This window comes from Sporosarcina sp. ANT_H38 (genome assembly GCF_008369195.1).
GTDB lineage: Bacteria > Bacillota > Bacilli > Bacillales_A > Planococcaceae > Sporosarcina.
In genome coordinates, this window is record NZ_VOBC01000002.1 from 378,021 (window position 1) to 403,934 (window position 25,914).

23 protein-coding genes and 1 riboswitch are annotated in these 25,914 nt (G+C 45.0%); of the genes, 1 reads left to right on the forward strand and 22 read right to left on the reverse strand.

Translation table 11 applies throughout. The features are described from left to right. Nucleotides 1–174: 174 nt before the first annotated feature. From FQ087_RS13835 to FQ087_RS13875, 9 genes are all read right to left on the reverse strand, one after another. A complete protein-coding gene (locus FQ087_RS13835) occupies nt 175–1,770 on the reverse strand; it encodes a CTP synthase (RefSeq protein WP_149581174.1) in 1,596 nt (531 codons plus the stop codon). 165 nt (nt 1,771–1,935) lie between these two features. After that, the gene (rpoE, locus tag FQ087_RS13840; RefSeq protein ID WP_149581175.1) at nt 1,936–2,499 is read right to left on the reverse strand and encodes a DNA-directed RNA polymerase subunit delta; all 564 of its coding nucleotides are present in this window, start codon (nt 2,497–2,499) and stop codon (nt 1,936–1,938) included. A gap of 1,183 nt (nt 2,500–3,682) precedes the next feature. Continuing rightward, nucleotides 3,683–6,940, reverse strand: coding sequence for a fused isobutyryl-CoA mutase/GTPase IcmF (gene icmF / locus FQ087_RS13845; protein ID WP_149581176.1), 3,258 nt, complete (start codon nt 6,938–6,940; stop codon nt 3,683–3,685). 21 nt (nt 6,941–6,961) lie between these two features. Continuing rightward, a complete protein-coding gene (locus FQ087_RS13850) occupies nt 6,962–7,591 on the reverse strand; it encodes a TetR/AcrR family transcriptional regulator (RefSeq protein ID WP_255452335.1) in 630 nt (209 codons plus the stop codon). A gap of 18 nt (nt 7,592–7,609) precedes the next feature. Continuing rightward, nucleotides 7,610–8,749: an acyl-CoA dehydrogenase gene (locus FQ087_RS13855; protein ID WP_149581177.1), complete on the reverse strand. Its 1,140-nt coding sequence runs from the start codon at nt 8,747–8,749 to the stop codon at nt 7,610–7,612. 67 nt (nt 8,750–8,816) lie between these two features. Then, the gene (locus tag FQ087_RS13860; RefSeq protein ID WP_149581178.1) at nt 8,817–9,953 is read right to left on the reverse strand and encodes an acyl-CoA dehydrogenase; all 1,137 of its coding nucleotides are present in this window, start codon (nt 9,951–9,953) and stop codon (nt 8,817–8,819) included. A 30-nt stretch (nt 9,954–9,983) separates the two neighbouring features. After that, entirely contained in the window at nt 9,984–10,835 is an 852-nt protein-coding gene (locus tag FQ087_RS13865; RefSeq protein WP_149581179.1) for a 3-hydroxybutyryl-CoA dehydrogenase, read from the reverse strand. A 17-nt stretch (nt 10,836–10,852) separates the two neighbouring features. Then, nucleotides 10,853–12,049 carry an acetyl-CoA C-acetyltransferase gene (locus FQ087_RS13870; RefSeq protein WP_149581180.1) on the reverse strand — a complete coding sequence of 399 codons (1,197 nt, stop codon included), beginning with the start codon at nt 12,047–12,049 and terminating at the stop codon, nt 10,853–10,855. A 180-nt stretch (nt 12,050–12,229) separates the two neighbouring features. After that, nucleotides 12,230–14,380: a (Fe-S)-binding protein gene (locus tag FQ087_RS13875; protein ID WP_149581181.1), complete on the reverse strand. Its 2,151-nt coding sequence runs from the start codon at nt 14,378–14,380 to the stop codon at nt 12,230–12,232. Between the two features lie 157 nt (nt 14,381–14,537). On the opposite strand from FQ087_RS13875, the gene FQ087_RS13880 reads away from it, so the two are divergent. After that, nucleotides 14,538–14,717, forward strand: a complete 180-nt coding sequence (locus FQ087_RS13880) for a hypothetical protein (RefSeq protein WP_149581182.1) — start codon at nt 14,538–14,540, stop codon at nt 14,715–14,717. Nucleotides 14,718–14,772: 55 nt separating this feature from the next. On the opposite strand, the gene FQ087_RS13885 is transcribed toward FQ087_RS13880, so the two are convergent. From FQ087_RS13885 to FQ087_RS13945, 13 genes are read right to left on the reverse strand one after another with little or no spacing between them, the layout of a single operon-like run. Then, nucleotides 14,773–15,456, reverse strand: a complete 684-nt coding sequence (locus FQ087_RS13885; RefSeq protein WP_188006756.1) for a hypothetical protein — start codon at nt 15,454–15,456, stop codon at nt 14,773–14,775. Continuing rightward, complete coding sequence (locus tag FQ087_RS13890) at nt 15,453–15,938, reverse strand: ECF transporter S component (RefSeq protein WP_149581183.1); 486 nt, start codon at nt 15,936–15,938, stop codon at nt 15,453–15,455. Before FQ087_RS13890 ends, FQ087_RS13885 begins: the two co-directional genes overlap by 4 nt. 3 nt (nt 15,939–15,941) lie before the next feature. After that, the gene (locus FQ087_RS13895) at nt 15,942–16,529 is read right to left on the reverse strand and encodes a cob(I)yrinic acid a,c-diamide adenosyltransferase (RefSeq protein WP_149581184.1); all 588 of its coding nucleotides are present in this window, start codon (nt 16,527–16,529) and stop codon (nt 15,942–15,944) included. Next, complete coding sequence (locus FQ087_RS13900) at nt 16,529–16,948, reverse strand: bifunctional adenosylcobinamide kinase/adenosylcobinamide-phosphate guanylyltransferase (protein WP_149581185.1); 420 nt, start codon at nt 16,946–16,948, stop codon at nt 16,529–16,531. The genes FQ087_RS13895 and FQ087_RS13900 overlap by 1 nt, the downstream gene beginning before the upstream one ends. Further along, on the reverse strand, nt 16,900–17,493 hold the full coding sequence (locus FQ087_RS13905) for a histidine phosphatase family protein (protein WP_188006757.1): 594 nt from the start codon (nt 17,491–17,493) through the stop codon (nt 16,900–16,902). The genes FQ087_RS13900 and FQ087_RS13905 overlap by 49 nt, the downstream gene beginning before the upstream one ends. Then, nucleotides 17,466–18,230 (reverse strand): adenosylcobinamide-GDP ribazoletransferase, encoded by a 765-nt coding sequence (gene cobS / locus FQ087_RS13910; protein ID WP_149581187.1) that lies wholly within the window; start codon nt 18,228–18,230, stop codon nt 17,466–17,468. Before cobS ends, FQ087_RS13905 begins: the two co-directional genes overlap by 28 nt. Then, on the reverse strand, nt 18,227–19,063 hold the full coding sequence (locus FQ087_RS13915; RefSeq protein WP_149581188.1) for a cobyric acid synthase: 837 nt from the start codon (nt 19,061–19,063) through the stop codon (nt 18,227–18,229). The genes cobS and FQ087_RS13915 overlap by 4 nt, the downstream gene beginning before the upstream one ends. After that, entirely contained in the window at nt 19,060–19,653 is a 594-nt protein-coding gene (locus FQ087_RS13920) for a bifunctional adenosylcobinamide kinase/adenosylcobinamide-phosphate guanylyltransferase (protein ID WP_149581189.1), read from the reverse strand. The genes FQ087_RS13915 and FQ087_RS13920 overlap by 4 nt, the downstream gene beginning before the upstream one ends. Then, on the reverse strand, nt 19,635–20,714 hold the full coding sequence (locus FQ087_RS13925) for a pyridoxal phosphate-dependent aminotransferase (RefSeq protein ID WP_149581190.1): 1,080 nt from the start codon (nt 20,712–20,714) through the stop codon (nt 19,635–19,637). The genes FQ087_RS13920 and FQ087_RS13925 overlap by 19 nt, the downstream gene beginning before the upstream one ends. Continuing rightward, nucleotides 20,701–21,657, reverse strand: a complete 957-nt coding sequence (gene cbiB, locus FQ087_RS13930) for an adenosylcobinamide-phosphate synthase CbiB (protein ID WP_149581480.1) — start codon at nt 21,655–21,657, stop codon at nt 20,701–20,703. The genes FQ087_RS13925 and cbiB overlap by 14 nt, the downstream gene beginning before the upstream one ends. Next, nucleotides 21,657–23,129, reverse strand: coding sequence for an adenosylcobinamide amidohydrolase (locus FQ087_RS13935; protein ID WP_149581191.1), 1,473 nt, complete (start codon nt 23,127–23,129; stop codon nt 21,657–21,659). The genes cbiB and FQ087_RS13935 overlap by 1 nt, the downstream gene beginning before the upstream one ends. Before the next feature lies 1 nt (nt 23,130). Continuing rightward, entirely contained in the window at nt 23,131–24,126 is a 996-nt protein-coding gene (locus tag FQ087_RS13940) for a FecCD family ABC transporter permease (protein ID WP_149581192.1), read from the reverse strand. Next, the gene (locus tag FQ087_RS13945) at nt 24,119–25,084 is read right to left on the reverse strand and encodes an ABC transporter substrate-binding protein (protein ID WP_149581193.1); all 966 of its coding nucleotides are present in this window, start codon (nt 25,082–25,084) and stop codon (nt 24,119–24,121) included. Before FQ087_RS13945 ends, FQ087_RS13940 begins: the two co-directional genes overlap by 8 nt. Nucleotides 25,085–25,202: 118 nt before the next feature. Further along, nucleotides 25,203–25,387, reverse strand: a riboswitch (cobalamin riboswitch). Nucleotides 25,388–25,914 lie beyond the last annotated feature (527 nt).

The following is a 25,914-nucleotide window of genomic DNA, read 5'->3' on the forward strand; positions in this document are numbered from 1 at the left end:
ATAAGAAAAGGCTGTACATAAGTGGGGTTTCCCCGTTCATGTACAGCCTTTTTTGTAGCGATTGGTGAGTGATTTAGATATGCTCGGTCACGCACCTGATATGATCGGTTTGATTACGGATATGCTCGGTCACTCACCTGATATGATCGGTTCAATATTTCACAGCTCGAAAACTTATTCTTTTCCTGCAATTACCGCTCTGATGAATTCACGGAATACCGGTTGTGGACGCGTTGGGCGTGATGCGAATTCCGGGTGGAACGAGACACCCATGAAGAACGGATGATCTGCCAATTCAACAATTTCTACAAATTGGTCATTCGGGCTCACACCAGAAAGAGTCATGCCTGCCGATTCAAATTGCTCACGGTATACATTATTAAATTCAAAGCGGTTACGGTGACGTTCGTAAATCAACTCTTCGCCGTAAGCAGCACGCGCTTTCGAACCTTCTTTTAATTTACATGGGTATGCGCCAAGTCTGAAGTAATTTTCTGGATTACCATTACTTTCAGGAGGACTCTCGATAATTTGATTTTTAGTGTCTTTATCAAATTCAACTGAATGAGCGTTTTCAATCCCAATAACATTGCGTGCGTATTCGACTGCAGCCAATTGCATGCCTAGTCCGATTCCGAAGAACGGAACGCCATTTGTACGGGCATAAGTAATTGCTTCAATTTTACCATCGACACCGCGATTTCCAAAACCTGCTGGAACGAGGATTCCGTCGACATCCGCTAATAGTTCAGCTGCACTCTGCGCTGTCACATCTTCCGAATTGATCCATTTCATTTCGATTTCTGTGTCGAAACCGTAACCTGCATGGCGAAGTGCTTCAACCGCAGAAATATAAGCATCCTGCATTTCAACATACTTCCCTACAAGTCCTATGCGAACTTTTTTCGAAAGGGATTTCACAAGGTCTACCAGTTCTTTTATTTCTGTCATGTCAGGTTCTTTCGTCTCAAGTTCAAGGAAATCTACGACGATTTTATCCATATTCTGCTCATGCAATCTTAGCGGTACTTCATACAGAGTTTCCGCGTCAAGTGCTTCGATAACCTCTTCTGGTTTAATGTTACAGAACAAAGCAATCTTATCTTTCATCTCTTGTGGAACCGGATATTCGCTTCGTAAGACGATCATATTTGGCTGGATACCAATGCTTCGTAGTTCCTTAACACTATGCTGTGTAGGTTTTGACTTCATTTCACCGGCTGCATGTAGATAAGGTACTAGTGTGTTATGGATGTACATAACATCATTTTTCCCAAGATCCGTTTTCATCTGACGAATCGCTTCCAAGTATGGCAGTGATTCGATGTCACCAACGCTTCCGCCAATTTCTGTAATGACAACGTCTGCGTTCGTCTCTTTTCCAGCGCGTTTGATTAGGTTTTTGATTTCATTTGTAATGTGGGGGATGACTTGGACTGTCGCTCCATTATATTCACCCGTACGTTCTTTTCTCAGTACAGATGAGTACACTTTCCCCATTGTAACGTTCGAATACTTGTTCAATTTGATGTCGATAAAACGTTCATAATGACCAAGGTCTAGATCCGTTTCTGCTCCGTCTTCAGTGACGAATACTTCACCATGCTGTAAAGGACTCATCATTCTTGGATCGACGTTAATATATGGATCAAACTTTTGTATTGTCACCTGAAGTCCTCGGCTTTTTAATAGTCGCCCAAGCGATGCTGCGTTAATGCCTTTACCAAGTGATGAGACAACACCACCGGTTACGAAAATATACTTTGTCATGTTAAACTCCTCCATTCGTCTGGTTGGTTCTAATGAGTTAAAACAATAAAAAGCGCCCCATCTGTAAACAGTATCTACAGGAGGAGCGCATATACATTGATTCATGTCCTTTTTAAAGGAGCCCGTTATAAAATATTATAGCGTTAGACGTGTGAAGTCAAGTAATTATTCCTTGATTTCGTCCTCGTCCTCTTCTTCATCTTCGTCTTCTTCATCAAGTTCAAGATCTGCATCATCTGGGATGATTTCAAGTTCATCATCTGGGTCAAGAAGATCTACTTCGATTTCAACAACATCATCATCTTCATCTTCGTCATCTTCGTCTTCGTCGTCTTCGTCGATTAATTCATCGAATTCTTCGTCGAACAACTCATCCTCGTCATCATCTTCAATGATGTCATCGTCTTCAAGCAACGCTTTTTTCTTTTTCTTTTTGCGTACTTTTACGACTGGAGCAGTTTCTACTTCGATTTGATCGACCGGATACCATTCGCGCAATCCCCAACGGTTATCGTTGATAGCAAGGAATCTTCCGTCAATGTTCATGTCAGTATAGAATTGTTGCAGTTTTGTTCTCATAACTCGTTCAGTTATGCCATTAAGTTTACGAATTGCGTCCATCAGCTGGAGCAATGTTAGCGGCTCTTTTCTTTCCGCCAAAACCGCATATGCGATGTCAATCATCGATTCTTCTATCAGTTGCTCTTTCGTCATTTCACGGATGTTCAATTAACGCACGTCCTTTCTATAAAAACAAACATACTTATCATTATAAACAATGCAGTCCAAATTATGCTACATTCTTTTATTCTTTTTGGAGTGTTGAAGTTCTTTTACACAAATAAAGACCAAATAGACTCCAGAAAGTAAAAAAGGGATTGCACCTAATCCTTTATCATATAACAGAAAAATGAGGGTGGCAAGGATGGCTATGATTAATATATGTATATACAGTTTCACGCCAGCACCTCTTCCATTCATTCTCTCTATTATACGTGATAATTACAACCGATATCCATTTTTTTAAAAAGTAAACGCATTATGTCAGTTACTGGCACTGCACAGTGTATAGAAAGGTCCATGCCAAACAATTTTCAGAGAAAAAAGACATAGTGTTTCCATTCAACCCGCTTCGGCTACCCCCAGTAAGGCGCCTTTGCTTGATTTATTTAGATAAAGTAATCTTTGTGGTATAGAGAAACACGTATTGTGACAGCGGGTGGGATTGCACATTGAATTGAAAAGTCTCTACCGAACAATTCCCAGAGAAAAAAGACATAGTGATTTCCTTCAATCCGCTTCGGCGCTTTGGGGATGCCTCTCGCCATAAGCCTGACAGCTTGGGCCTGCAGGAAGCAGGTCATGCAGTCGTTGCGACACGACGTCGCGAACTTAGACTGCCTTCCTTTGCCTGTCTTATGGCTTCGGCTACCCGGTGTCCAGTTGCTGGACATTAGTAAGGCGCCTTTGCTTGTTACATAGATAAAGTATTCTTTGTGGTATAGAGAAACACGTATTGTGACAGCGGGTGGGATTGCACATTGAATAGAAAAGTCTCTACCGAACCATTTCCAGAGAAAAAGGACATAGTGATTCCATTCAACCCGCTTCGGCGCTTTGGGGATGCCTTTCGCCATAAGCCTGACAGCTTGGGCCTGCAGGAAGCAGGTCATGCAGTCGTTGCGACACGACGTCGCGAACTTAGACTGCCTTCCTTTGGCAGTCTTATGGCTTCGGCTACCCGGTGTCCAGTTGCTGGACACCAGTAAGGCGCCTTTGCTTGATTTATGCACATCATCATATGTTCATTTCATATGGGTATTGAACCCTTTAAAAGGGAAAAACCACGCTAAACCGAAGTTTGCATGATTTTAAGGTGTGCAGGGCAGGATTTAACTGCACACCGCCTTAATTACATATTCCTTCTATATTGCCCGCCGACTTCGTATAATGCGTTGGTGATTTGCCCTAAGCTTGCTACTCTTACAGTTTCCATTAGTTCGGCGAAGATGTTGCCGCCTGACACTGCTGCTGCTTTTAGTTTTTTCAAGGCTTCTTCGGTTTGATTGGCATGTAGGTTTTTGAATGCACGTAAGTTGAGAATTTGTGTTTCTTTCTCGTCTTGTGTGGCACGTGCGATTTCCATGTTATCTACGTCTTCAGACGATGGTGGGTTCGGGTTCAAGTATGTGTTTACGCCGATAATTGGTAATTCGCCTGAATGCTTTTTCATTTCATAATGCATTGATTCTTCTTGGATTTTACCGCGTTGATATTGTGTTTCCATTGAACCGAGCACGCCGCCTCGGTCGTTTAGGCTCTCGAACTCGCGTAAGACCATTTCTTCGACGAGATCTGTTAATTCATCGACAATAAATGCGCCTTGAAGCGGATTTTCATTTTTTGACAGGCCGTGCTCATTTGTAATGATCATCTGGATAGCCATCGCACGACGGACTGATTCTTCCGTTGGCGTTGTAATGGCTTCGTCATAAGCATTTGTGTGGAGCGAGTTACAGTTATCCTGTAATGCCATAAGCGCCTGCAACGTTGTGCGGATATCGTTGAAATCGATTTCCTGTGCATGCAAACTGCGGCCGGACGTTTGGACATGATACTTCAACTTTTGGCTACGTTCGTTGGCGCCGTATTTCTCGCGCATCGTGACTGCCCAAATGCGTCGGGCAACGCGTCCGATAACCGTATATTCCGGATCAAGTCCATTCGAGAAGAAGAACGATAAATTCGGAGCGAAATCATCTATATTCATGCCGCGGCTCAAGTAATATTCTACATACGTGAAACCATTTGACAGCGTGAATGCTAATTGCGAAATCGGGTTGGCGCCTGCTTCAGCGATATGGTAACCAGAAATCGACACAGAGTAGTAGTTACGCACTTTTTGGTCGATGAAGTATTGCTGAATATCCCCCATCATACGAAGTGCGAATTCCGTCGAGAAGATGCACGTATTCTGCCCTTGGTCTTCTTTAAGAATATCTGCTTGCACTGTTCCACGCACTGCTTGAAGCGTTCCTTCTTTGACTGCAATGAATTCCTCAACCGTCAATGTACGCCCCAGTTTCTCCTCATTTATGCGCACCTGCTGATCGATTGCTGTATTCATAAACATGGCAAGAATAATCGGTGCTGGACCGTTAATGGTCATGGAAACAGACGTTGCCGGTGCACACAAATCAAAACCTTCGTACAGTTTTTTCATATCTTCCAAGGTACAGATGCTGACACCAGATTCCCCGACTTTGCCATAAATATCTGGACGTTCATCCGGATCTTCCCCGTACAATGTCACAGAATCGAATGCCGTTGACAGACGTTTCGCATCGTCATCTTTCGATAGATAGTGGAAACGACGATTCGTCCGTTCCGGCGTTCCTTCACCTGCAAATTGACGTTTTGGATCTTCGCCTTCGCGTTTGAATGGGAATACGCCAGCTGTATATGGATATGATCCCGGGACGTTTTCTTTATAAACCCAGCGAAGAATTTCTCCGTAATCTTTGAATTTCGGCAACGCTACCTTTGGGATTTTTAATCCAGAAAGGCTTGTTGTCGTCAAGACAGTACGCAGTTCTTTGTCGCGCACTTTCGTGATGAATTCATCGCCTGCGTAGGCTTCTTTCAGCTTCTCCCAGTTTGCGAGGATACGTTTTGATTCTGACGTCAATTCCTCTTTTATGCCATCTGAAAGTGATTGTAGTGAAGTCACGAGCGCATCGTCTGGCGCTTGTTCGTTGACCGTTTGAATGGCTCCTTCAAGCTGGAATAATTTGCGTGCAAGCGTCTCCTGCACTTCGGATTTTTTATGGTACCCACGGACCGTGTCCGAAATTTCACGTAAATATTGCTGACGGTCATTCGGGATGATGACGTTTTGTTTTTGTGTTTTGACGAATTGCCCATAAGACGTTTCCCAGTTGAGGCCGCATTTGTCGTTCAATACGGAAACGAGTGCTGCAAAGAGTGAATTCGTCCCTTTGTCGTTAAATTGGCTAGCGATCGTGCCGTATACTGGCATCGTATCGAGGTCTTTTTCCCATAGAAGATGGCTGCGCTGATACTGTTTTTGCACTTGACGCAATGCATCTTCAGAGCCCTTACGCTCGAATTTATTGATAACAATCAGGTCTGCGAAATCAATCATGTCAATCTTTTCAAGTTGTGTCGGCGCACCGAATTCACTTGTCATGACATACATCGAAGCATCAGAAACTTCCGTAATTTCCGCATCCCCTTGCCCGATTCCGCTCGTTTCAACAACGATCAAATCGTAACCCGCTGTTTTCACAATGTCTAACACATCCCGAATCGCTCCAGAAAGCTCTGTTCGAGAACCACGTGTTGCAAGACTTCGCATGAATACGCGTTTGTTGAAGATGGCATTCATGCGAATACGGTCACCCAGTAACGCCCCACCTGTTTTCTGTTTCGTCGGATCAATCGATAGGATTGCGACTCTTTTTTCGGGTAGTTCATGGAGGAATCTGCGAATTAATTCGTCAGTAAGCGAACTTTTCCCCGCTCCACCTGTTCCAGTAATCCCAAGAACCGGCGTATTTTTAGAAAGTGTACGCGCTTTTTCAACAACTGCAATTGCTTGCGTGTTGTCCTGCCCGTACATTTCTTCCACATACGTAATAACATTTGCGAGTACTTCGGGTTGATCGACAGTAATTTTTTCAAGGTTCTCCATTTCATTATCAGCTGCTGTGAGGTAATCACATTGCTCCATCATTCGGTTAATCATCCCTTGAAGGCCCATTTTACGCCCATCTTCAGGTGAGAAAATCCATGTGATACCGTAGTCATGCAGTTCTTTAATTTCCTTCGGGATGATAACTCCGCCGCCACCTGCGTAAATGCGAATATGCGGTGCGCCTTTTTCCTGAAGAAGATCATACATGTATTTAAAATATTCAACATGCCCACCTTGATATGAAGACATCGCGATTGCTTGAACGTCTTCCTGAATCGCCGCATTGACAACTTCCTCGACGGAACGGTTATGCCCCAAGTGAATCACTTCTGCGCCACTCGCTTGCATAATACGACGCATGATATTGATGGATGCGTCATGACCATCGAAAAGACTCGAAGCTGTAACGAACCGAATATGGTGTTTCGGTCTATATATCTCAACTGTTGCCATATGTGGAACACCCCTTTTACATTAGTGAACATTTCCCCCAATTAACCCTTTAAAAAGCTGATCTGTTTGAACGCGAACATAATCTTCTATCCTATAACTTTTATGCAATGCCCATCTGCGAAATGCCCACATCTGCCCTTGAACGACGATGTGATGTGCCGAGATGCTGATTTCCTCTTTTGAGATGCGCAGCTCCCCCGAATTTGAACAGTCCTCTAGAAGGTTTACGAACAAAGCGACCATTTCCATTTCTTTTTTCAAAACGTATTGCAATGCATCTTTAGGTAATGATTTAGATTCTTGGTACATCACCAAAAATTCATCCGACATATCGTCAATCAAATGATAATACTGATTAATGGCGACTCTCAGCCCTTCCACTGTTCCTTCTTGAGTAGGCAAGGCAGAAAGTCGGTCATGCACTTCGTTATAAATACTGTCACAAACGAGGTAGAGCACATCCTCCTTAGTGCGAATATATTCATAAAGCGTTCCGATGCTAAATCCCGCTGCTTTTGCGATTTCGCGGGTCGTCGCACGGTGGAACCCTTTTTCTTTAAAAAGTTTCACCGCACCACGAATCATCTGTTCACGCCGCTTTTCAATCAGACTTTCATCTTTGACAGACGATTTCACTTCTCGTTTATTCACTTTCCCACACCTCCCTGCTTATTTTGTTAGCATACGGGAGATAACGAGACGCTGAATTTCTTGCGTTCCTTCGTAGATCTGCGTAATTTTCGCATCACGCATGTAACGCTCAACGGGATAGTCTTTTGTATAGCCGTAGCCACCGAAAACTTGAACTGCGTCTGTCGTAACTTTCATAGCTGTATCTCCAGCCATTAGTTTTGCCATTGCGGATGCTTGACCATATGGTAAGTTATTCGACTCAAGCCAAGCTGCTTGGTATGTCAACAGTCTTGAAGCTTCTGTTGCTGTCGCCATATCTGCCAATTTGAAGCCAATTCCTTGGTTTGCGGCGATTGGTTTACCGAACTGAACTCGCTCTTTCGCATAGTCAACAGCGGCGTCAAGTGCACCTTGCGCAATCCCGACTGCTTGTGCAGCGATACCATTACGACCACCATCGAGTGTTTTCATTGCGATGATGAAGCCTTGCCCTTCCTCACCAAGAAGGTTTTCTTTCGGCACACGACAGTTGTCGAACATGATTTCAGTTGTAGGTGATGAACGAATGCCTAATTTGCGTTCCTTTTTCCCGACTGAGAAACCTGGGAAATCTTTTTCTACGATAAATGCGCTTGTGCCTTTATGTTTGGAATCTGGATCAGTGACCGCGAAAACGATGTAGATATCAGCAATGCCACCGTTTGTAATGAAAATTTTTGATCCGTTCAAGACGTAGTCGTCCCCATCCAGTTTTGCTGACGTACGCATACCGCCTGCATCAGAACCAGAACTAGGCTCAGTTAGACCATATGCGCCCATTTTTGTACCTTCTGCCATTGGTCGAAGGTATTGCTGTTTCTGCTCTTCCGTACCATATTTAAATACCGGCCAGCCTGCAAGTGATGTATGCGCGGAAAGCGTGACGCCCGTTGACGCACAGACGCGTGACAATTCTTCTACAGCGATACAATACGCGAGGTAGTCACTACCAATGCCTCCGTACTCTTCTGGCCAAGGAATACCTGTCAAGCCGAGATCAGCCATTTTTTTGAAGATATCCATATCAAAACGTTCTTCTTCATCGCGTTCTGCAGCTGTTGGTGCTACTTCGTTTTCAGCGAAGTCACGGACCATCTTGCGGATCATTTCGTGTTCTTCGGATAGTTTAAAGTTCATCTTAATTCCCCCTAATTTTTCTGAATGGTGCTAGTTGCGGCCACCAGATTTCCTATATACACGCACATCACTTGATGAGATGTTTACTAATAACAATACGCTGGATTTCGCTCGTACCTTCGTAAATTTCGGTTACTTTTGCGTCACGGAAATAGCGCTCGACTGGATAATCTTCTGTGTAGCCGTAGCCACCAAATACTTGGACAGCTTCAATCGATCCTTCGACTGCTGCTTTTGAAGCAAATAGCTTAGCCATCGACGCTTCTTTGCCGCATGGGAGTCCTTCAGCGCGTAGCTGTGCTGCACGGTAGACGAGTAATTTTGCTGCTTCGACTGCAGTTGCCATATCCGCTAGTTTGAATCCTACGCCTTGCTGAGCAGCAATTGGTTTCCCAAACTGGACGCGGTCTTTCGCGTAACCTGTTGCCGCTTCAAGTGCTGCTTCTGCAATACCGAGTGCTTGCGCCGCGATGCCGATGCGGCCGACATCAAGATTCGCCATCGCAATTTTGAAGCCGCCACCTTCTTCACCGAGTAAGTTTTCTTGTGGAACTTTCATTTGATCAAACGACAGCTCTACTGTTCTCGAACCGTGAAGTCCCATTTTACGCTCATCTTTTCCGATAACGAGACCCGGTGTGTCTTTATCAACGATGAACGCCGAAATACCGTACGTTCCTTTAGATGGATCCGTTGATGCAAAAACGATGTAGACATCCGCTTCGCCGCCGTTGGTTATAAACATTTTAGAGCCGTTAAGTACATAATGATCGTCTTTTTTAACTGCGCGTGTTTTAAGAGATCCAGCGTCTGAACCCGATGAGGCTTCCGTCAGACAGAAGGCACCGAGGTATTCGCCACTCGCCAATTTCGGGAGATAACGGTTTTTCTGCTCATCGTTACCGAAATACATAATCGGATTTGTACCGACTGATGTATGAACGGAAAGAATGACACCGACAACAGCGCTCACTTTCGACAGTTCATGAATGGCGCTAATATACGAGATGAAGTCCATGCCCGCTCCACCATATTTTTCAGGAACGGTAATGCCCATCAAACCGAGTCCGCCCATTTTCTTCAAGATTTCACGCGGAAATTCCCCGGCTTCCATTCGCGGAATAAACGGTTCGATTTCAGTTTTCGCAAAATCCCGTACCATATCGCGCATCATCTGCTGTTCTTCGGTGAATGTTAAATCCATTATGATTTCCCCCTAATATGTCAGCGTTAGTTATTCGTATACGTAGAATCCTCGGCCCGACTTCTTCCCAAGCCATCCTGCTTTTACATATTTTCTTAGAAGGGGGCATGGTCGATATTTTGAATCGCCAAATCCTTCGTGCAGCGTTTCCATAATATATAGACATGTATCAAGTCCGATAAAATCTGCGAGTTGAAGTGGTCCCATCGGGTGATTCATGCCGAGTTTCATCACTTCGTCAATTGCTTGTTCTGTTGCGACGCCTTCATAGAGCGTGTAGATTGCTTCATTGATCATCGGCATAAGGATACGATTTGCGACGAATCCCGGGAAATCATTTACTTCTACCGGTGTTTTAGACAATTTTACTGTCATGTCTTCGACTGCTTTATACACTTCGTCAGCAGTCGCAAGTCCGCGGATGATTTCAACCAGTTTCATCACTGGAACCGGGTTCATGAAATGCATACCAATCACTTGTTCAGGACGCTTTGTTGCCGCTGCGATTTCCGTGATTGGAAGTGAAGATGTATTGGATGCAAGAATTGCATGTTGCGGAGCGATTTCATCCAACTTCGCGAAAATAGACTTTTTGATATCCATATTTTCTACAGCTGCTTCGATGACAATGTCAACGTCCGATGCATCTTGTAGATCGAGTGATTTCGTTATACGACCAAGGACAGCGGATTTTTCATCTTCTGTCATACGTCCTTTTTCAACGTTGCGGGAAAGATTTTTCGTGATGACCGCAAGCCCTTTTATATAGGATTCTTCTTTGATATCATTCAGTTTTACGTCGAAGCCGGCCTGTGCACAGACTTGAGCAATTCCGCCGCCCATTTGTCCTGCGCCGATAACCATTATTTTTTTAATGTCCATTCATTAACGCCTCCACATTATTCCGATTTTGCTACTTCAATCATAATTGCGTCGCCTTGGCCTCCGCCTGAGCAAATGGCTGCAATACCGATACCGCCGCCTTGGCGTTTCAGTTCATGTGCAAGTGTTAAGATAATACGCGTTCCACTCGCGCCAATCGGATGACCAAGGGCAACTGCACCGCCATTGACGTTCACTTTTTCAGGATCTAGTCCCGCAATTTGTGAACTTGCAAGAGCAACGGCTGCAAATGCTTCGTTTATTTCAAAAAGTTTTATATCTTCTAGTTTCTTACCCGTCTTTTTAAGTAATGCATTAATGACAAGCCCAGGTGTTTGCGGGAAGTTTTCAGGTTCAATCGCCACTTCTGCATGGCCAATGATGACTGCTAATGGTGTTTTCCCTTCTTTTAGTGCACGCTCTTCATTCATCAACACGAGTGCACATGCTCCGTCGTTAACGCCAGGTGCGTTGCCGGCAGTTATTGAGCCATCCTTGCCGAACGCTGAACGCAATCTTGCCAGTGATTTGAGTGATGTATCGCGGCGCGGTGCTTCATCCGTATCAACTAACACCGGATCACATTTGCGCTGAGGGATTTCAACAGAGACGATTTCTTCTGCAAATAATCCCGAATCAATTGCTTGCAGTGCACGTTCGTGACTACGTAGTGCCCACGCGTCCTGCGCTTCGCGTGTTAATGAAAACTCTTCCGCTGTTAAGTTACCGTATGTCCCCATGTGAACGCGGTCCGGTGAGAATGAACAGGAAAGCCCATCGTAGATCATGCCGTCAACCAGTTCTGTGTTGCCCATCTTCAGTCCAAATCGACCTTTCGGTAAATAATAGGGTGCATTGGACATGGATTCCATGCCACCTGCGACAACCACTTCCTCATCGCCCAGTCGAATTAGCTGGTCACCTAGTGTGACGCTGCGCATTCCAGATGCACAAACCTTGTTGATGGTTTCCGTTTTCACTGACCAAGGAAGTCCTGCTTTCGTTGCCGCCTGTCTCGATGGAATTTGTCCTTGGCCCGCTTGCAATACAGTTCCGATGATGACTTCACCAACTTCGTCTACCTTCACGCCCGCACGATATAATGCATCTTTGATAGCAATTCCGCCAAGATCGCTTGCCGTCATCGACATTAATGCTCCGCCTAATTTTGCGAATGGTGTTCTTGCCCCATTTACTATGACCGTTCTCCCCATATCTATCGCCCCTTTGTTTAATGTTGGTAGCGCTTTCATAAGCGGTGACTGCCACCACTGACTGAACGCTCGCTCAGTGAATGTCCAAGAAAAAAGGAGTGTTTCCACTCCCTATCAAACTTATAAATCAAAATTCTTATACTATTAATTGTACGATAATACTGATTGTTCCGCAATGTATTATTGTAAAATAGACTCTACTTCTTCTACTTCTACAGGCTGCCAGTCTTCCCCAAAAATAGAACGCTCCAGCAATTCTGCGATGTCGTACGTTCCAACAGATTCTTCCACTTCTTTTGCTTTCGTTCCGTCTGACAACATCGTCAAGCAGTAAGGACAGCCAGATGAAATGATTCCCGGACTAACTTCAAGCGCCTGCTCTGTACGAGCAACGTTGATGCGATGACCAGTGTCTTCTTCCATCCACATAAGTCCTCCACCCGCTCCACAGCACATACCATCTTCTCGACTACGTTTCATCTCAACAAGATTAACGCCCGGGATTGCTTTGAGAATTTCACGTGGCGGATCATAAACGTCGTTGTATCTGCCTAGGTAACATGAATCATGGAACGTAATTGTTTCATTGATGGCATGTTCCGGTTTCAACTTCCCTTGCTGGACAAGTTCGTAAAGCATTTCCGTATGATGAATTACCTCAGCTTTAAATCCGAAGTCTGGGTACTCATTTTTGAAAATATTATAAGCATGCGGGTCAATTGTAACAAGCTTTGTGACGCCTGCTTTTTCAAATTCTTCAATATTGGCTGTAGCTAGCTCCTGGAATAAGAACTCATTCCCTAAGCGACGCGGCGTATCTCCCGAGTTCTTCTCTTTATTGCCCAGAATAGCGAACTTGATGCCCGCTTCGTTCATAAGATGGACAAATGATAAGGCGATTTTTTGAGACCGGTTATCGAATGAACCCATTGAACCCACCCAAAATAGGTATTCAAATTCTTCGCCTGCTTTTTTCAATTCTTTGACCGTTGGAATATGAAGATCTGGACGTGCATCTCTCCAGTTTTCTTTCTCTTTGCGGTTAAGCCCCCATGGATTCCCTTGACGTTCGATATTTGTCATCGCGCGCTGTGCATCTGGATCCATTTTTCCTTCTGTCATAACAAGGTACCTTCGTAGGTCGATGATTTTATCAACGTGTTCGTTCATAACCGGACATTGGTCCTCACAGTTACGGCACGTCGTACAAGCCCAGATTTCCTCTTCCGTTATGATATCCCCGATAAGAGATGGGTTGTAGATATCGTCCATTGTCGCGCCTTCAAGTCCAGCTGCAAACGCAATCTGGTTGCCTTTTGTTTTATTGAACGCGAGCGCTGGTACCCATGGTTTTTGCTTCGTAACTAGTGCACCTGTATTTGTCAGGTTATCACGCAGTTTCGTGATTAAGTCCATTGGAGACAGCATTTTTCCTGTCCCAGATGCAGGACACATATTCGTACAACGTCCACATTCGACACAAGCGTATAAGTCGATCATTTGCAGCTGGGTAAAGTCTGTTATTTTGCCAACCCCGAGTGGTGGCATTTCTTCTCCTTCTTCCACATCTTCCAATGCTTCGAAGTCGATTGGCTTTAAACGGCCTGCATGATCAAGACGATGGAAATATACATTAGCAGGCCCTGCGATTAAGTGAGCATGTTTTGATTGTGGTACATAGACAAGGAACGTCAGTAAGATTAAGAGATGAATCCACCAAGCAACGAAGAATATGACCGCAGCTCCGGTTTCTGGCATAAAACTGAAAATCGTAGCAATCGCTGATGCAATCGGCTCAGACCAAGACGCTTCATGGCCTTGCCAAATCATGTTCATACCGTTTGCAAGTAAGGTTGAAAGCATGAGTCCACCAATGAAAATAAGGACAAGTCCGGATTTCCATCCGCGTTTCAAACGAACGAGTTTCTCAACATAACGGCGGTGGAATGCCCACACAACCGCGACAAGAATCGTCACTGCAACGATTTCCTGGAAGAATGTAAAGGCAGGGTACAATTGACCAAATGGTAAGTGTGATCCCAGTTTTAACCCTTTCCAGACAAGATCGATAGCTCCAAATTGTACGAGTAAAAATCCGTAGAAAAACAGTACATGGATAACTCCACTTTTTTTATCTTTAAATAATTTCTTTTGTCCAAATACATATATCCATATTTTGCGAAGACGTTCAGAAATGTTATTATCAAATTCTTCTTTTCTTCCAAGTTTAATAAATTGGATTCGTGTTTTGATTAAATAGGTGAACAACGCAAGCGCGTAGGCCACAACTGCGAGAAACAGAATCCAGTTGGCAATGAGCAATGGATGCATTTATTATCTCCCCTTCCAATTGGTTGAATAGTACAGTTAGTGTATTTTATGTCTAGTTCCTAGTTTAGTAATGAATGAGCATTCAGTCAACTAAAAGTTTTGACAGTTTTGATATATCGGTTAAATTTCTGGGAAGGTTGGAGGAAATTATGATTGGTTGCCCGAGATTTATGATTGGTTCGGTGGTGAATATGATTGGTTGGGTGGGCGTTATGATCGGTTGCCTGAGATTTATGATTGGTTCGGTGGTGGATATGATTGGTTGGGTGGGCGTTATGATCGGTTGACTGCGATTTATGATTGGTTCGGTGGTGGATATGATCGGTTAAGAGAGTGATATGATCGGTCTCACTTTTTAAAGTTAGAAAAAACCTGCAAGAACAATGCAGGTTTTAAGTGATAATTGTTAGTTTATTCAAATGAACACCGAAAAGTGCTTTTGCTTCCTCGATTTTCATGTCCGGAATGGCTAGGAGAACAACTGTCGACGGACCAGCTGACTTCGCTATGTCCAACACGGTTTCGACACGCACCTCTTTATTTCCAGTCAGCAAACGGACTTCTTCTAAAATCCCGCTTGAGCCAACTGGCCAGATTTCATGCACGATTCCATTCTTTATTGCCTCATAAATAAATGCAATGGACGCAATTTCTTTCGCGCGTTCCCGAACCTCATTCCCGACGAGCGGAATGCCATATGTAAACCACGAAACTTTTTCGTTTGTTGGCGTCTCTACTTTTTTCCCAATCATTGTTACCGCCATCGCTGACTGAACAAGTTCCATATTCGTTTCTGAACTGCCATTGATAGGCGGAACCTCAAGCCCTGCCTCACGGAATAACTCCGTCACACCAGCCACGTAATTTTCCCAACTCGCGCTACCGCTAAAATTGTGGATGAGGATTGAAACAGGTTCTGCATGCGTCGCCCATTGTTCAAGCAATGCGACGCGGGCGGCAAAATACGCTGTGATGCGGTCCGGTACTGCAACTATATCCTGCAACTTTTCACCGATGCCGCCTGAATTATCGGTTGTCACGATGAAACCGTTGCCGATATCAATAGCATTCCTCATCGAAGTACCCCCATACGACCATCCACCACATGCTGAAATGACGGCAGAACGACCGCTGCAACAACTGCGTTAACGATTGTGGCGAGCCACAAAAATGGCACTGCTCCCAAGAAAAATGCAGGTGAAATCAGGAAATAAAAAGGCAACGGCGCGATTAAACCGTTTGCCACTACGAAAAAGATCCACTTTGTCACATTACGTCCGGCTTTGTGAAGACGAGCAAAAATGATCAGGATAACGAACATTTCAAGTGCAATGATCACATGGAATGGCCCTAAAGGAAATCCGGCATACATTGCGGAGGCTGTGTGTCCGAGCATTGCAGCGATCCCTGAAAATACGGGTGGAAGAAATGCTGCCGAAATAAGCGCTGGTACTGTATCAAGCGCCAAGGAGCCGATGCCGGACGGGATTTTTATTAAACCGCCGATAACACAGAGGGCTGCAAAAAAGGCCGTCAATGTGAGCCGTTTTAACTGCATTGTTCAGTCCTCCTTTTTCTTATCCGTTCTGAACACTTTCGCACTTCTCACGTATTCATTGTCCGGTACGTTAACCCTAGAGTTCGCAATGCGTGCTGCAACGAAAAGATAATCGGATAGCCTGTTCAAATAGCGTTGAACAACTGCTGGTACATCTTCTTCTTCTTCTGCATTCATAAGTGTAACCGTCCTGCGTTCTGCACGTCTCGCGACAGTTCGTGCAATATGAAGTGTTGCAGCAGCAGGTGTTCCACCCGGCAAGATGAATTTCTCCAGAGGCGGCGCTTCTTCCATCAGTACGTCGATACGCTGTTCAAGTACTTCCACCGGTTCTTCGGATAATTTATAATGACGTTCTTTCATCACGTTTGCAAGATCGCCGCCACCATCGAACAATTCGTTTTGAATCGCTTCCAAGTCTGTCAGCATATCTGCAAAAATTACAGGATCCAGTTCCGTCATCGCTTTGCCTACGAATGAATTAAGTTCATCCATCGTGCCATATGCTTCCACGCGAAGGCTATCTTTGTCAACGCGCCCTCCAATCAAGCTCGTTTTCCCTTTATCCCCAGTACGTGTGTAAATCTTCATCAATAATCTCCCCTTTTCTTTAGTGTTTTTGCAAGACCATACCAAATCCTCGTCACTTCACCCGCTTCCGCCATCAATCGCTGATAAAGCCGACCACAAGCATCGCGTAATTTCCGCTGACCTGCATCCATTGGGACAATTCCTCGTCCAATGTCCGTTAAAATGATAACTGTATGACGGTCCTTGCCGATGTAATTCATCACATAATCTATCGCTGCTTGTTCCGATAAATTCGTTTCCGCAAGCCACTTCTCGACTCCAGCTATGACCGTTGTCTGACTGTCTTCCGCATTAACGAAGGAACTGTCTCCTAGACGATTCCCTTCTATCCAGTTTACGTTTTCTTCACCTTGCTCGATCAGCCACTTTTTTACATAGTCTCTTTTGCCGTTATGGGCACCGCCGATATAGACGTGCATGACTCACCCTCCTCGAATGCTTTGTCACTGTCCCATTCAAGCCGGTAGCCCGTTCCGTGTGGGATGTCCCACGACCAAAACCCTTGTTGGTCAAGTGAATACTTTGAAAGGACTACACGAATCGGCCCTCCATGTGTCACGACAACTGCATTATTTGGCAATTGTTTGAGTGCGGCCACTACACGTATTTCTACGTCTTTTAAACTTTCACCGCCACTTGGCGCAAATGCATACGGATCATCAATCCATTTTCGATAGTCCTTATTCTTTTCAAGTTCCACATACGTTTTTCCTTCAAAATCACCAAAGTTACATTCACGCCAACTGGCGGCTATTTCAATAGACGCTTGTGGGAAATAGTGGGCAGCGCTTTGTTTTGCACGGTTAAGATCACTGCTGTAAACGTGTTTTGGGATTTCGGGTAGACCCCAGTTCCAGTTTGGCGAGTCTAAAATCGGCTCATCCGTCCAACCAATGTATTTCCGTTCTTTATTGCCTAATGTGGGTAGATGCCGAATCAGATAAAGCACAAAATTACTAGCCATAACAATGCCTCCATTCCTTCGATAAACGCGCCGCATAAGTCCCCGCTAACGCCCCCGAAATGTTTCAACGACCAGTTACGGAACATGAAAAATGCCATTGCAATTACAATCGCTACACTGACTGGAATCAGTATGCTTTTTAGCATAAATCCTAAGGCAAATAAAATCATTGCACTGCTCACTAGCGTCCAACCAATCACTATACTTGATGAAATCTTCTGTTTAAAAAAGTGTGCGATTCCTTTATCTTTCGCTAGACGCACAGTTGAGAAATACAGGTTCATAGCGGCTCTTGCTAGGAAAGGGATTGCTATGTACAATGCAATGTTTCCTGTACCGCGCATCAGGATTTCATTGAATACAGCGATTTTCACGATGATTAGTAAAACGAGCGCCATAGTCCCGAACGCTCCAAGACGCGGATCTTCTAGAATCTCAAGTCGTTTTTCACGGTCTTTGTACGAAAAGAATGCATCGCCCGTATCAGCCCAGCCATCCAGATGTAATCCGCCCGTCAAGACGATGCCGACCAAAACGATAAGGACGGCTGCTAGAAATGTCCCAAACTCCAAATAGTTCAGCACTATTTCGGACACAATGTACATTGCGAGCCCAATTGCCGCCCCAACAAAAGGAAACGCCACATACATTGCCGTCACTTCTCTTCGGCCGAGTGGCAATTCTTTTCGTACGGGAATTGCAGTGAAAAATTGCATGGCTAGCAACAATCCGTTCATTTCATCTCTCCGGATTGTGACAGAATCTCTTTTATAAGCGGCCAGTTGAGATGCGCCTTCACATGTTTTGCCCACGCATCGTAGACGTCGATTCCTTCGGGCGCTTTCATAACCGGTCGATCCATATCTTCCTCTTCAATGCCGTGATCGACTTTGAAAGGAATGACACCCGCTACAGGGACCCCCGTATAGCTTTCTATAAATTCAATTCCTTCTTGGAATAAAGAAGCATCTCCATGAAATTTATTGATAATAATAGCTTTGACACGTTTTCGATGCTCAGGTGGTAAAAGTTGTAGCGTACCGACGATTGACGCGATAGCTCCACCGCGATCAATATCCGCCACTAACACTGCCGGTACATCCGCAATTTCTGCCACGCGCATATTAACAATTTCCCTGTCGTTGAGATTCACTTCTGCAGGGCTGCCTGCACCTTCGATAATAACCGTTTCATACATTCCCGTTAGCTTGGCGAGCGACGTTTTAATCGCCTCGATCCCGCGTGCAAAAAACTGTTCGCGATAGGCCATTCCTGCTATTGGGCCAATCTTCTCTCCGAAAAAGAGTACTTCCGATTTCATGTTCGCCACCGGTTTCAGTAAAATTGGATTCATGTAAATCGAAGGCTTTGTTCTGGCCGCATAGGCTTGAATGAATTGCGCACGGCTCATTTCTTCACCATTTTCAGTTGTCGCTGAAAAACCGGACATGTTTTGCGATTTGAAGGGTGTTACCCGTACGCCTTCGTCCGATAAAATGCGGCACAACGCTGTACAAATCATCGTTTTTCCAGAATCTGATGCTGTTCCTAAAACAATTAGCCCATTCATTGCGTCATCTCCTGCTGTTCATTTTTCCATACGATCGGGATTCCATAATCCATTTCAATAGCTGTATCTGCTTTTTTAACAAGCACTTGGTGAATACGACCAATCCACTTCCTGTACATTTCCGTTTCAGCGTATTTTGAAGGAAGCTCATCTAATACTTCATTCGAAACAATAACGAGGTGGGCAGCTTGCGACACTAGAGTATCAATCGTTGTGTATAACTGTTTTTCCTTTTGTTCCATACAGCCCGATTGTCCGATACAAGGTTTCCCTGACTCCCAACCTGTGTATAACTCATTTGCCAGCCACGTCGTTAGACAATCCCATAACACATAATCACCTGGTTGAATGGAGGGCAATATCCCTTCTAACTCGACAGGTTGTTCAAAGGTCGTCCAACTATGAGTGGAACGATCCGATTTGTGACGTTCAATACGCGCCCGCATTTCTGAATCCGTTGCGACGCCGGAGGCAATGTAAACTAGCCTGGCCGCATTGTTCTGCGCTTCATTGACTAGCAGCTTTTCTGCATAAGAACTTTTACCACTTCTAACGCCGCCACTTATGAACGTCAGTTTTCCGCGAACCATCGTGATAACTCCTCCTTCAAGATGTTCATTGACGCATCGTTTTTCATACCAATTCGCAACCATCTACCGTCCATGCCGCGGAAGTTTTGCGAATGACGTAGGACAATTCCACGTGCGAGCATGTCTTCATACAACTTATTTGAATCACGACCAGAACCCAATGTGAATGAAATAAAATTCGTAACGGAATTCGTAACGTTGCAATCATTGCCTTTTAAAAACAGCGTCATTTTTTCCCGTTCACTGTTACTATACTGAATTGCCTGTTCGCGGTATTGCACTTCCTGAAGGCACACCGCTCCGATTTGTGCTGCTAGACCATTAACATTCCAATGCGGTGCGAGTGCTTTTATCCCCCTAATTATCGACGGATCTGCCGCGATATACCCGAGTCTTATTCCTGGAATAGCGTACATTTTCGTCATTGAGCGAACTATGATCACATGCGGATTGTTCTTTATATTTGCAATGAAGGACAGTGATTCATCCACGAAATCGATAAAAGCCTCATCTAAAACAACGTCACAACCTACTTCAGCGCCGTGCTCAATAATTACGTTCAAATCCGTCCGTTCCGGCATGATTCCAGTTGGATTGTTTGGCGTGCAAAGGTACAGAACAGATGCTGAAGTCATAGCTTCAAGAATAGTTTCCATAGGCAATTTAAATCCATCTATTTCCGATGCAAAAACCCGAACAATTTCCACATCCTTCGCCAAGAGAGTCGCTTCGTATTCGGAAAACGTCGGGTGCACGACAATCGCTCGCTTTCCACGATAGCGCTCTGCCAAAAGTGCTAACAATTCCGCCGCACCATTTCCTGCGACTAAACAAGCAGGCGAAATACCATGGTAATCGGCCGCCGCTGACAGAAACGGCTCCCCTTCTGGATTTGGATACGCCTTAAGCATAGCCAGTAAACTTGGCCACATCTTGGTAACTGAATCAGGAGGTCCCATTGGATTGACATTTTCACTAAAATCCAATAACCGTGTTGGGGGTTCAATGCCTAGTCTTGCGTAAACGTTGTGCGGATTCGCGCCATGTTCAGGCAACTGCATAAAAAGTCACTCCAATCACCGTCATTACTAGCCAAAAAATAAACGCTATGACATGCATCTGTGTAATTGTTTGTTTAATATGTATTGCGGTTAGCGGAGTGTTTCCTGGTCCAAGCTCGGGTCGCTTCGATACGATTCCACGGTATGTACTTGTTCCGCCAAGCGTTACTCCGAGTTGCCAAGCCGTAGCTGCCTCCAAAAATCCGCTGTTCGGACTTGGATGTTTCCTTGCGTCTTTACTCCAGCCAGTAAAGCGTTTCCAAAAGGACAATTGACTTTTATTTGGCGCATATAAAATGATAAGAAAGCCTGTCACACGTGCTGGTATGAAATTCAAGATATCATCTGCACGTGCAGAAATTTTACCGAACTTCTCATACCGTTCGTCTTTATAACCAATCATCGAATCCAATGTGTTCACTGCTTTGTACATCCAAAGACCGGGTGCTCCCAGTAGAAATGCCCAAAATAATGGCGATGTAATGCCGTCCGAAATGTTTTCTGACACCGTTTCAACAGTCCCGCGTACGATATCATTTTCTTTTAGTTTATCGGTATCGCGACCGACAATCCACGACAACTTCGTGCGTGCTGCGGGCAAATCCTTTGCAGCAAGCGGGCGATAAACGTCGAGCGCAGCGTCGCGTAAACTTTTTTGCGCCAGCCCAATGGCGATTAGAGTTGACTCCACGCCAATCCCTACGTAAATATTGAATTGATAAGCAAAACTAACAAAAGTAAAAACGATGCCTAACACAATTCCGACCGTGATGAATAGTGTAAACGCTCCTTTTAATGTGCGGAACCGACCTTTATTCAAAATGGTAGTCAATTTGCCAATGAACGTTCCAATTAAGCGGACTGGATGCGGCCATTTCGGTGGATCTCCAATAATTCTGTCGAGCAGAAAACCAATTACGATGGCGATAAAATGTGCAGGAATCAAGTTGTCCACCCTTTCGCCTTTTTATAGGCACGGATTGCCCGAACCGTACAGTCGTAAACGCCGTGGCCAATCAATTTTCCGAGCGGCGTGATTGGACCTGCATATGGTAGGAATTCTCCTTGTTGTGTTGCCGCGACAAGCAAGCTGTCCGTAGATGTACCCGTCGCAATTGTGCCTGTGAGCGGATCTGTTATCGATTCCATTTGAAGTGCTTTCGTTTTCGCTTCGGTAGCCGTTATCATTGCTTGGATAAATGCTTCATCGGGTAGCTGACCGTTGACGATAACCCATGTATTGATTGTACCGACGCGAGGTTTTTGATCACGCGCGAGTGCTTGCGACACATCGACGGCATTGCCGACACCAGCAGTTACCGCAATCAGAATCGTTCCGAAATCCCCTGTGTATTCCTCGACTTCAGCATGCTCCGTCGTGACCGCGGTCATCATACCGACCGTATCTGTTAGATGAAAGCCATGCTGTTCAAGGTAAGAAGTATTTTCAGCCTTGACGTCATCTACATTGTAATCGACATCGACATGCCGATTGACAAACGACCGATACCAGCCTGTTCCAGCGTTATGAACCGCGGAGGAAATTGTTTTCAACGGATAGTTCGTTCGTAGTGCAACAAAGTCCGATGATATCGAAAAGTCCTCTTTTTTGACGGTGAAAGGCTTGATTTCCTCTTTGGTATCAGGCAGAAGTGTAATCTGCGGTTTTGGCAATTCGGGATGAGGCTGTGATTTTATACGCGCACCGTAAACAGATTGAATTGCCTCTTCCTTCACTACGTCTTGTGGTACGCCTATTCTGGCTATCTGCCCTTTATCCATCAAGAGAAGCCGGTCGCAGTATAAAGAAGCCAAATTGATGTCGTGAAACACCGAAATCACCGTGAGTCCTTTGTCGATTGCCTGTTGGCGAATCGTATCGAGTAATTGTTGCTGATGGGCGATGTCCAAGTGATTGGTTGGCTCATCGAGTAATAAAATCGGGGCCTCCTGAGCGAGTGCCTGCGCAACAAAAACACGCTGTTGTTCGCCACCGGATAGCAATTCTATCGAGTTTTCAGCATAGCGTGTGATTGACATACTATTGATGGCATCGGCGACAGCACGCTCATCTTCGGCTGACCACGAGGCGAATAGCCCCGATTGGTGTGGATAGCGCCCGAGTTCTACCGTTTCTCGAACAGTGTGGGAAAATGCATGGGCATGGAGTTGCGGCAAGACGGCTACTTTTTTTGCGAATTCCTTTTGTGAATAAGTAGAAGCGTCTTGCCCGTCGATTGTGACGGAACCCGTTACCTTCGGGAGAATACCTGAAATGATTTTCAATAGTGTAGATTTACCACTGCCGTTGGGTCCAAGTATGCCGAGTACTTCGCCTTTATCGACATTGAATGTTACTGCTTTCACGATGGATTCTTTGCCATAACCTCCGGAAATATTTTCGACCTGTAACATGTCACATTCCTCCTTTCCTTCGTTGTTTATAGAAGATAAATGCAAATACTGGTGCCCCGATAAACGCTGTAATAACACCAACCGGAAGTTCTGTTGGCGAAATAATTGTCCTTGCAATTAAATCGCAAATGATGAGCAACGTCGCACCATTCATGAACGATAATGTCAGGAGATGGCGATGATCCGATCCCCATAAGAGTCGCGTCATATGCGGGACGACTAGACCGACAAAGCCAATTGTGCCGGACACCGCTACTGCAGAACCTGTCAGGATGGATCCCCCAATAAGAATGGCAAACTTACGTCGTTTGACGTTGACACCTAAATGGTGCGCCCGTTCTTCTCCAAACAGCATCGCATTTAATTCACGGCGATTTAGCCATAGCATGAGCGAGCCAACGACGACGAATGGCAAGATCATCGTAATATAATCCCAACCTCGCATCGATACGCTACCAAGTAGCCAGCCAATAATTTGTCGTAGCTCTTCGCCTGTGAGCGCTATCATAAGTGACAGCACAGAACCCAGGAACGAACCGAAAATAATTCCGGTCAAAATGATTGTTTCCATTCTCATTGCCCGGTCAACAAGGCGGGCGAATCCGAGGACCAGGAACATTGTCAGTGCAGCCCCAACCATACTGAATACAGGAAGCGTATAAGTGCCTAAAAACGGGATGGAAATACCAAAAAAGAGCGTCATAACAGCGCCGACCGAGGCGCCGGATGACACTCCGAGGGTGTATGGATCAGCAAGTGGATTTTTCAACAGACCCTGGAAAGCAGCTCCCGAAATCGCGAGCGAGGCACCGACAAGTCCGGCAAGCACGACACGCGGCATGCGAATCTTCCACAAAATATTGGTAGCTGTTGCATCCGCCCCTGTATTCCATAACGTACTAATCGGTATATTCACAGACCCGATTGAAACACCGAGCCACACCGCCACAAGAAGCGTGGCGGCGGAAACGATGTAGGCAACGCTGGATTTACTCACCGAAAGCCTCAGGGTAGATGGCTTTTGCTATTTCTTCAAGCCCTTCAGCAAGACGGGGGCCCGTTCGGCTAGTTGTATTTTCATCAACTTGGATAACCGCTTTTTCTTTGATAGCTGTAATAGAATCAAAACCTGGGCGTGCGTAAACATCTGCAACGGCCGTTTCGACATAGTCATACATAACAATAATGACATCCGGATTGCGGTTGACGATTTCTTCCGGATCCATTACGAACCAGCCTTCTTGATCAGCAGCAATATTTTCCGCACCAATCAGTTTAAGCATTTGATCCATGAATGTATTTTTACCTGGTGTGTAAATATCTGGTGCTGGTGATGTTTCAACGAAAACTGTTTTTTTAGTATCGACTGTTGCTATTTTCGCCAATACTTCTTCTACTTTTGCTTTCATATCCACAATGATTTTCTCTGCTTCTACTGTTTTACCAGTCGCTTTACCGATTGTTTCAATCGTTGTGTATGTTTCTTCGAAATTTGCTGCATTTTTCACAACAAAGACAGGAATTCCTGCATCACGGATTTGTTGCAGTCCTTCTTCACCCGTTCCAAGTCCCGATTCATGAGCAAATACGATTTCAGGATTCATGGAAACGATTTTCTCAACGTTAAATTCCATACCGCCGATTTTCTCTTTTTCAAGTGCTTCTGCGGGATAATCATCGTAGTCATTGACGCCGACAACTTCATCAGCAAGACCAAGTTCAAACAAAATTTCCGTGTTACTCGGAATCATTGAAACAATTGTTGCCGGTGCTTTTTCTAAAGTGATTTCATTGCCGACCGCGTCCGTTAGTGTCAACGGGAAATCAACTTTGACCTCTTCTACTTTCGGTGTTGCATCTACTTTCGGCTTATCTTGCGTAGCAGCTTCTCCGCATGCTGCGAGCAGGAATACTGCCAGAAACGCCGTTAATCCTAATTGCCAAATCTTTTTCATGTTGCTTTCCTCCTGTTTTATCCAAATAAAAATCCCCCGTAATTGCTACGGAGGAATAAGTTGAGTAAAATTCGGCCGTACAAAGACGCCGACTTTCACTAATCCTATCCTCGTAGGGTACGTGTGATCCATAAAGGCAGGTCTCCTGGCTTGTGCTCATTGCTTGTCGCGTCTTCCCGGATTAGATTCCAGTGGCCTATTGCGACTTGCTCACACTTACAGTGGCGGGACCGCGTCGGCATTGAACCGACTTCCCTTTTAACCCCGTTTTTAGTACAGGGCACCTTTATGTTTGGTATGTATTTTGTTCAACTTTCAGTATACTACAAATTTTCCGTCTGTCGATAGGTGTCTAAGAAAAGCGGAAGGCGCGATGTAAAACGCGACAGGCATAAGTCGATCCAACGATGTGGCGCATGGAGTCTGTTCCTGATAAAAAAACTTATACTTTGTTATCTTTCAAAAAAACGCCACACCAAAGGGGAAATAACCTCTTTGGTGTGGCGCTATTATTAAAGTTAAGTCAGTTCATACTTGTTTCTTTAGGGAATTGTTTCTATATGGATTGGGTTCATTGAATAACGCTGCGGCGCTTAGGGGATGCCTCTCGCCATAAGCCTGACTGCGGCGCTATCAGTCTTATGGCTTCGGCTACCCCTGTAAGGCGCCTTCGCTGGGTTTATTTATATACTGTATTCAAGTATAGGTGCCTTCCGCGGGCCTACAGGATGTAGGTCACGCAGCGGAGAGGGATTGAAATGCATCCCTCTATATTGCCACAGGACGTGGCGCACTTAGGCTGCGTTCATTTGTAACGGCGCCTTCCGCTT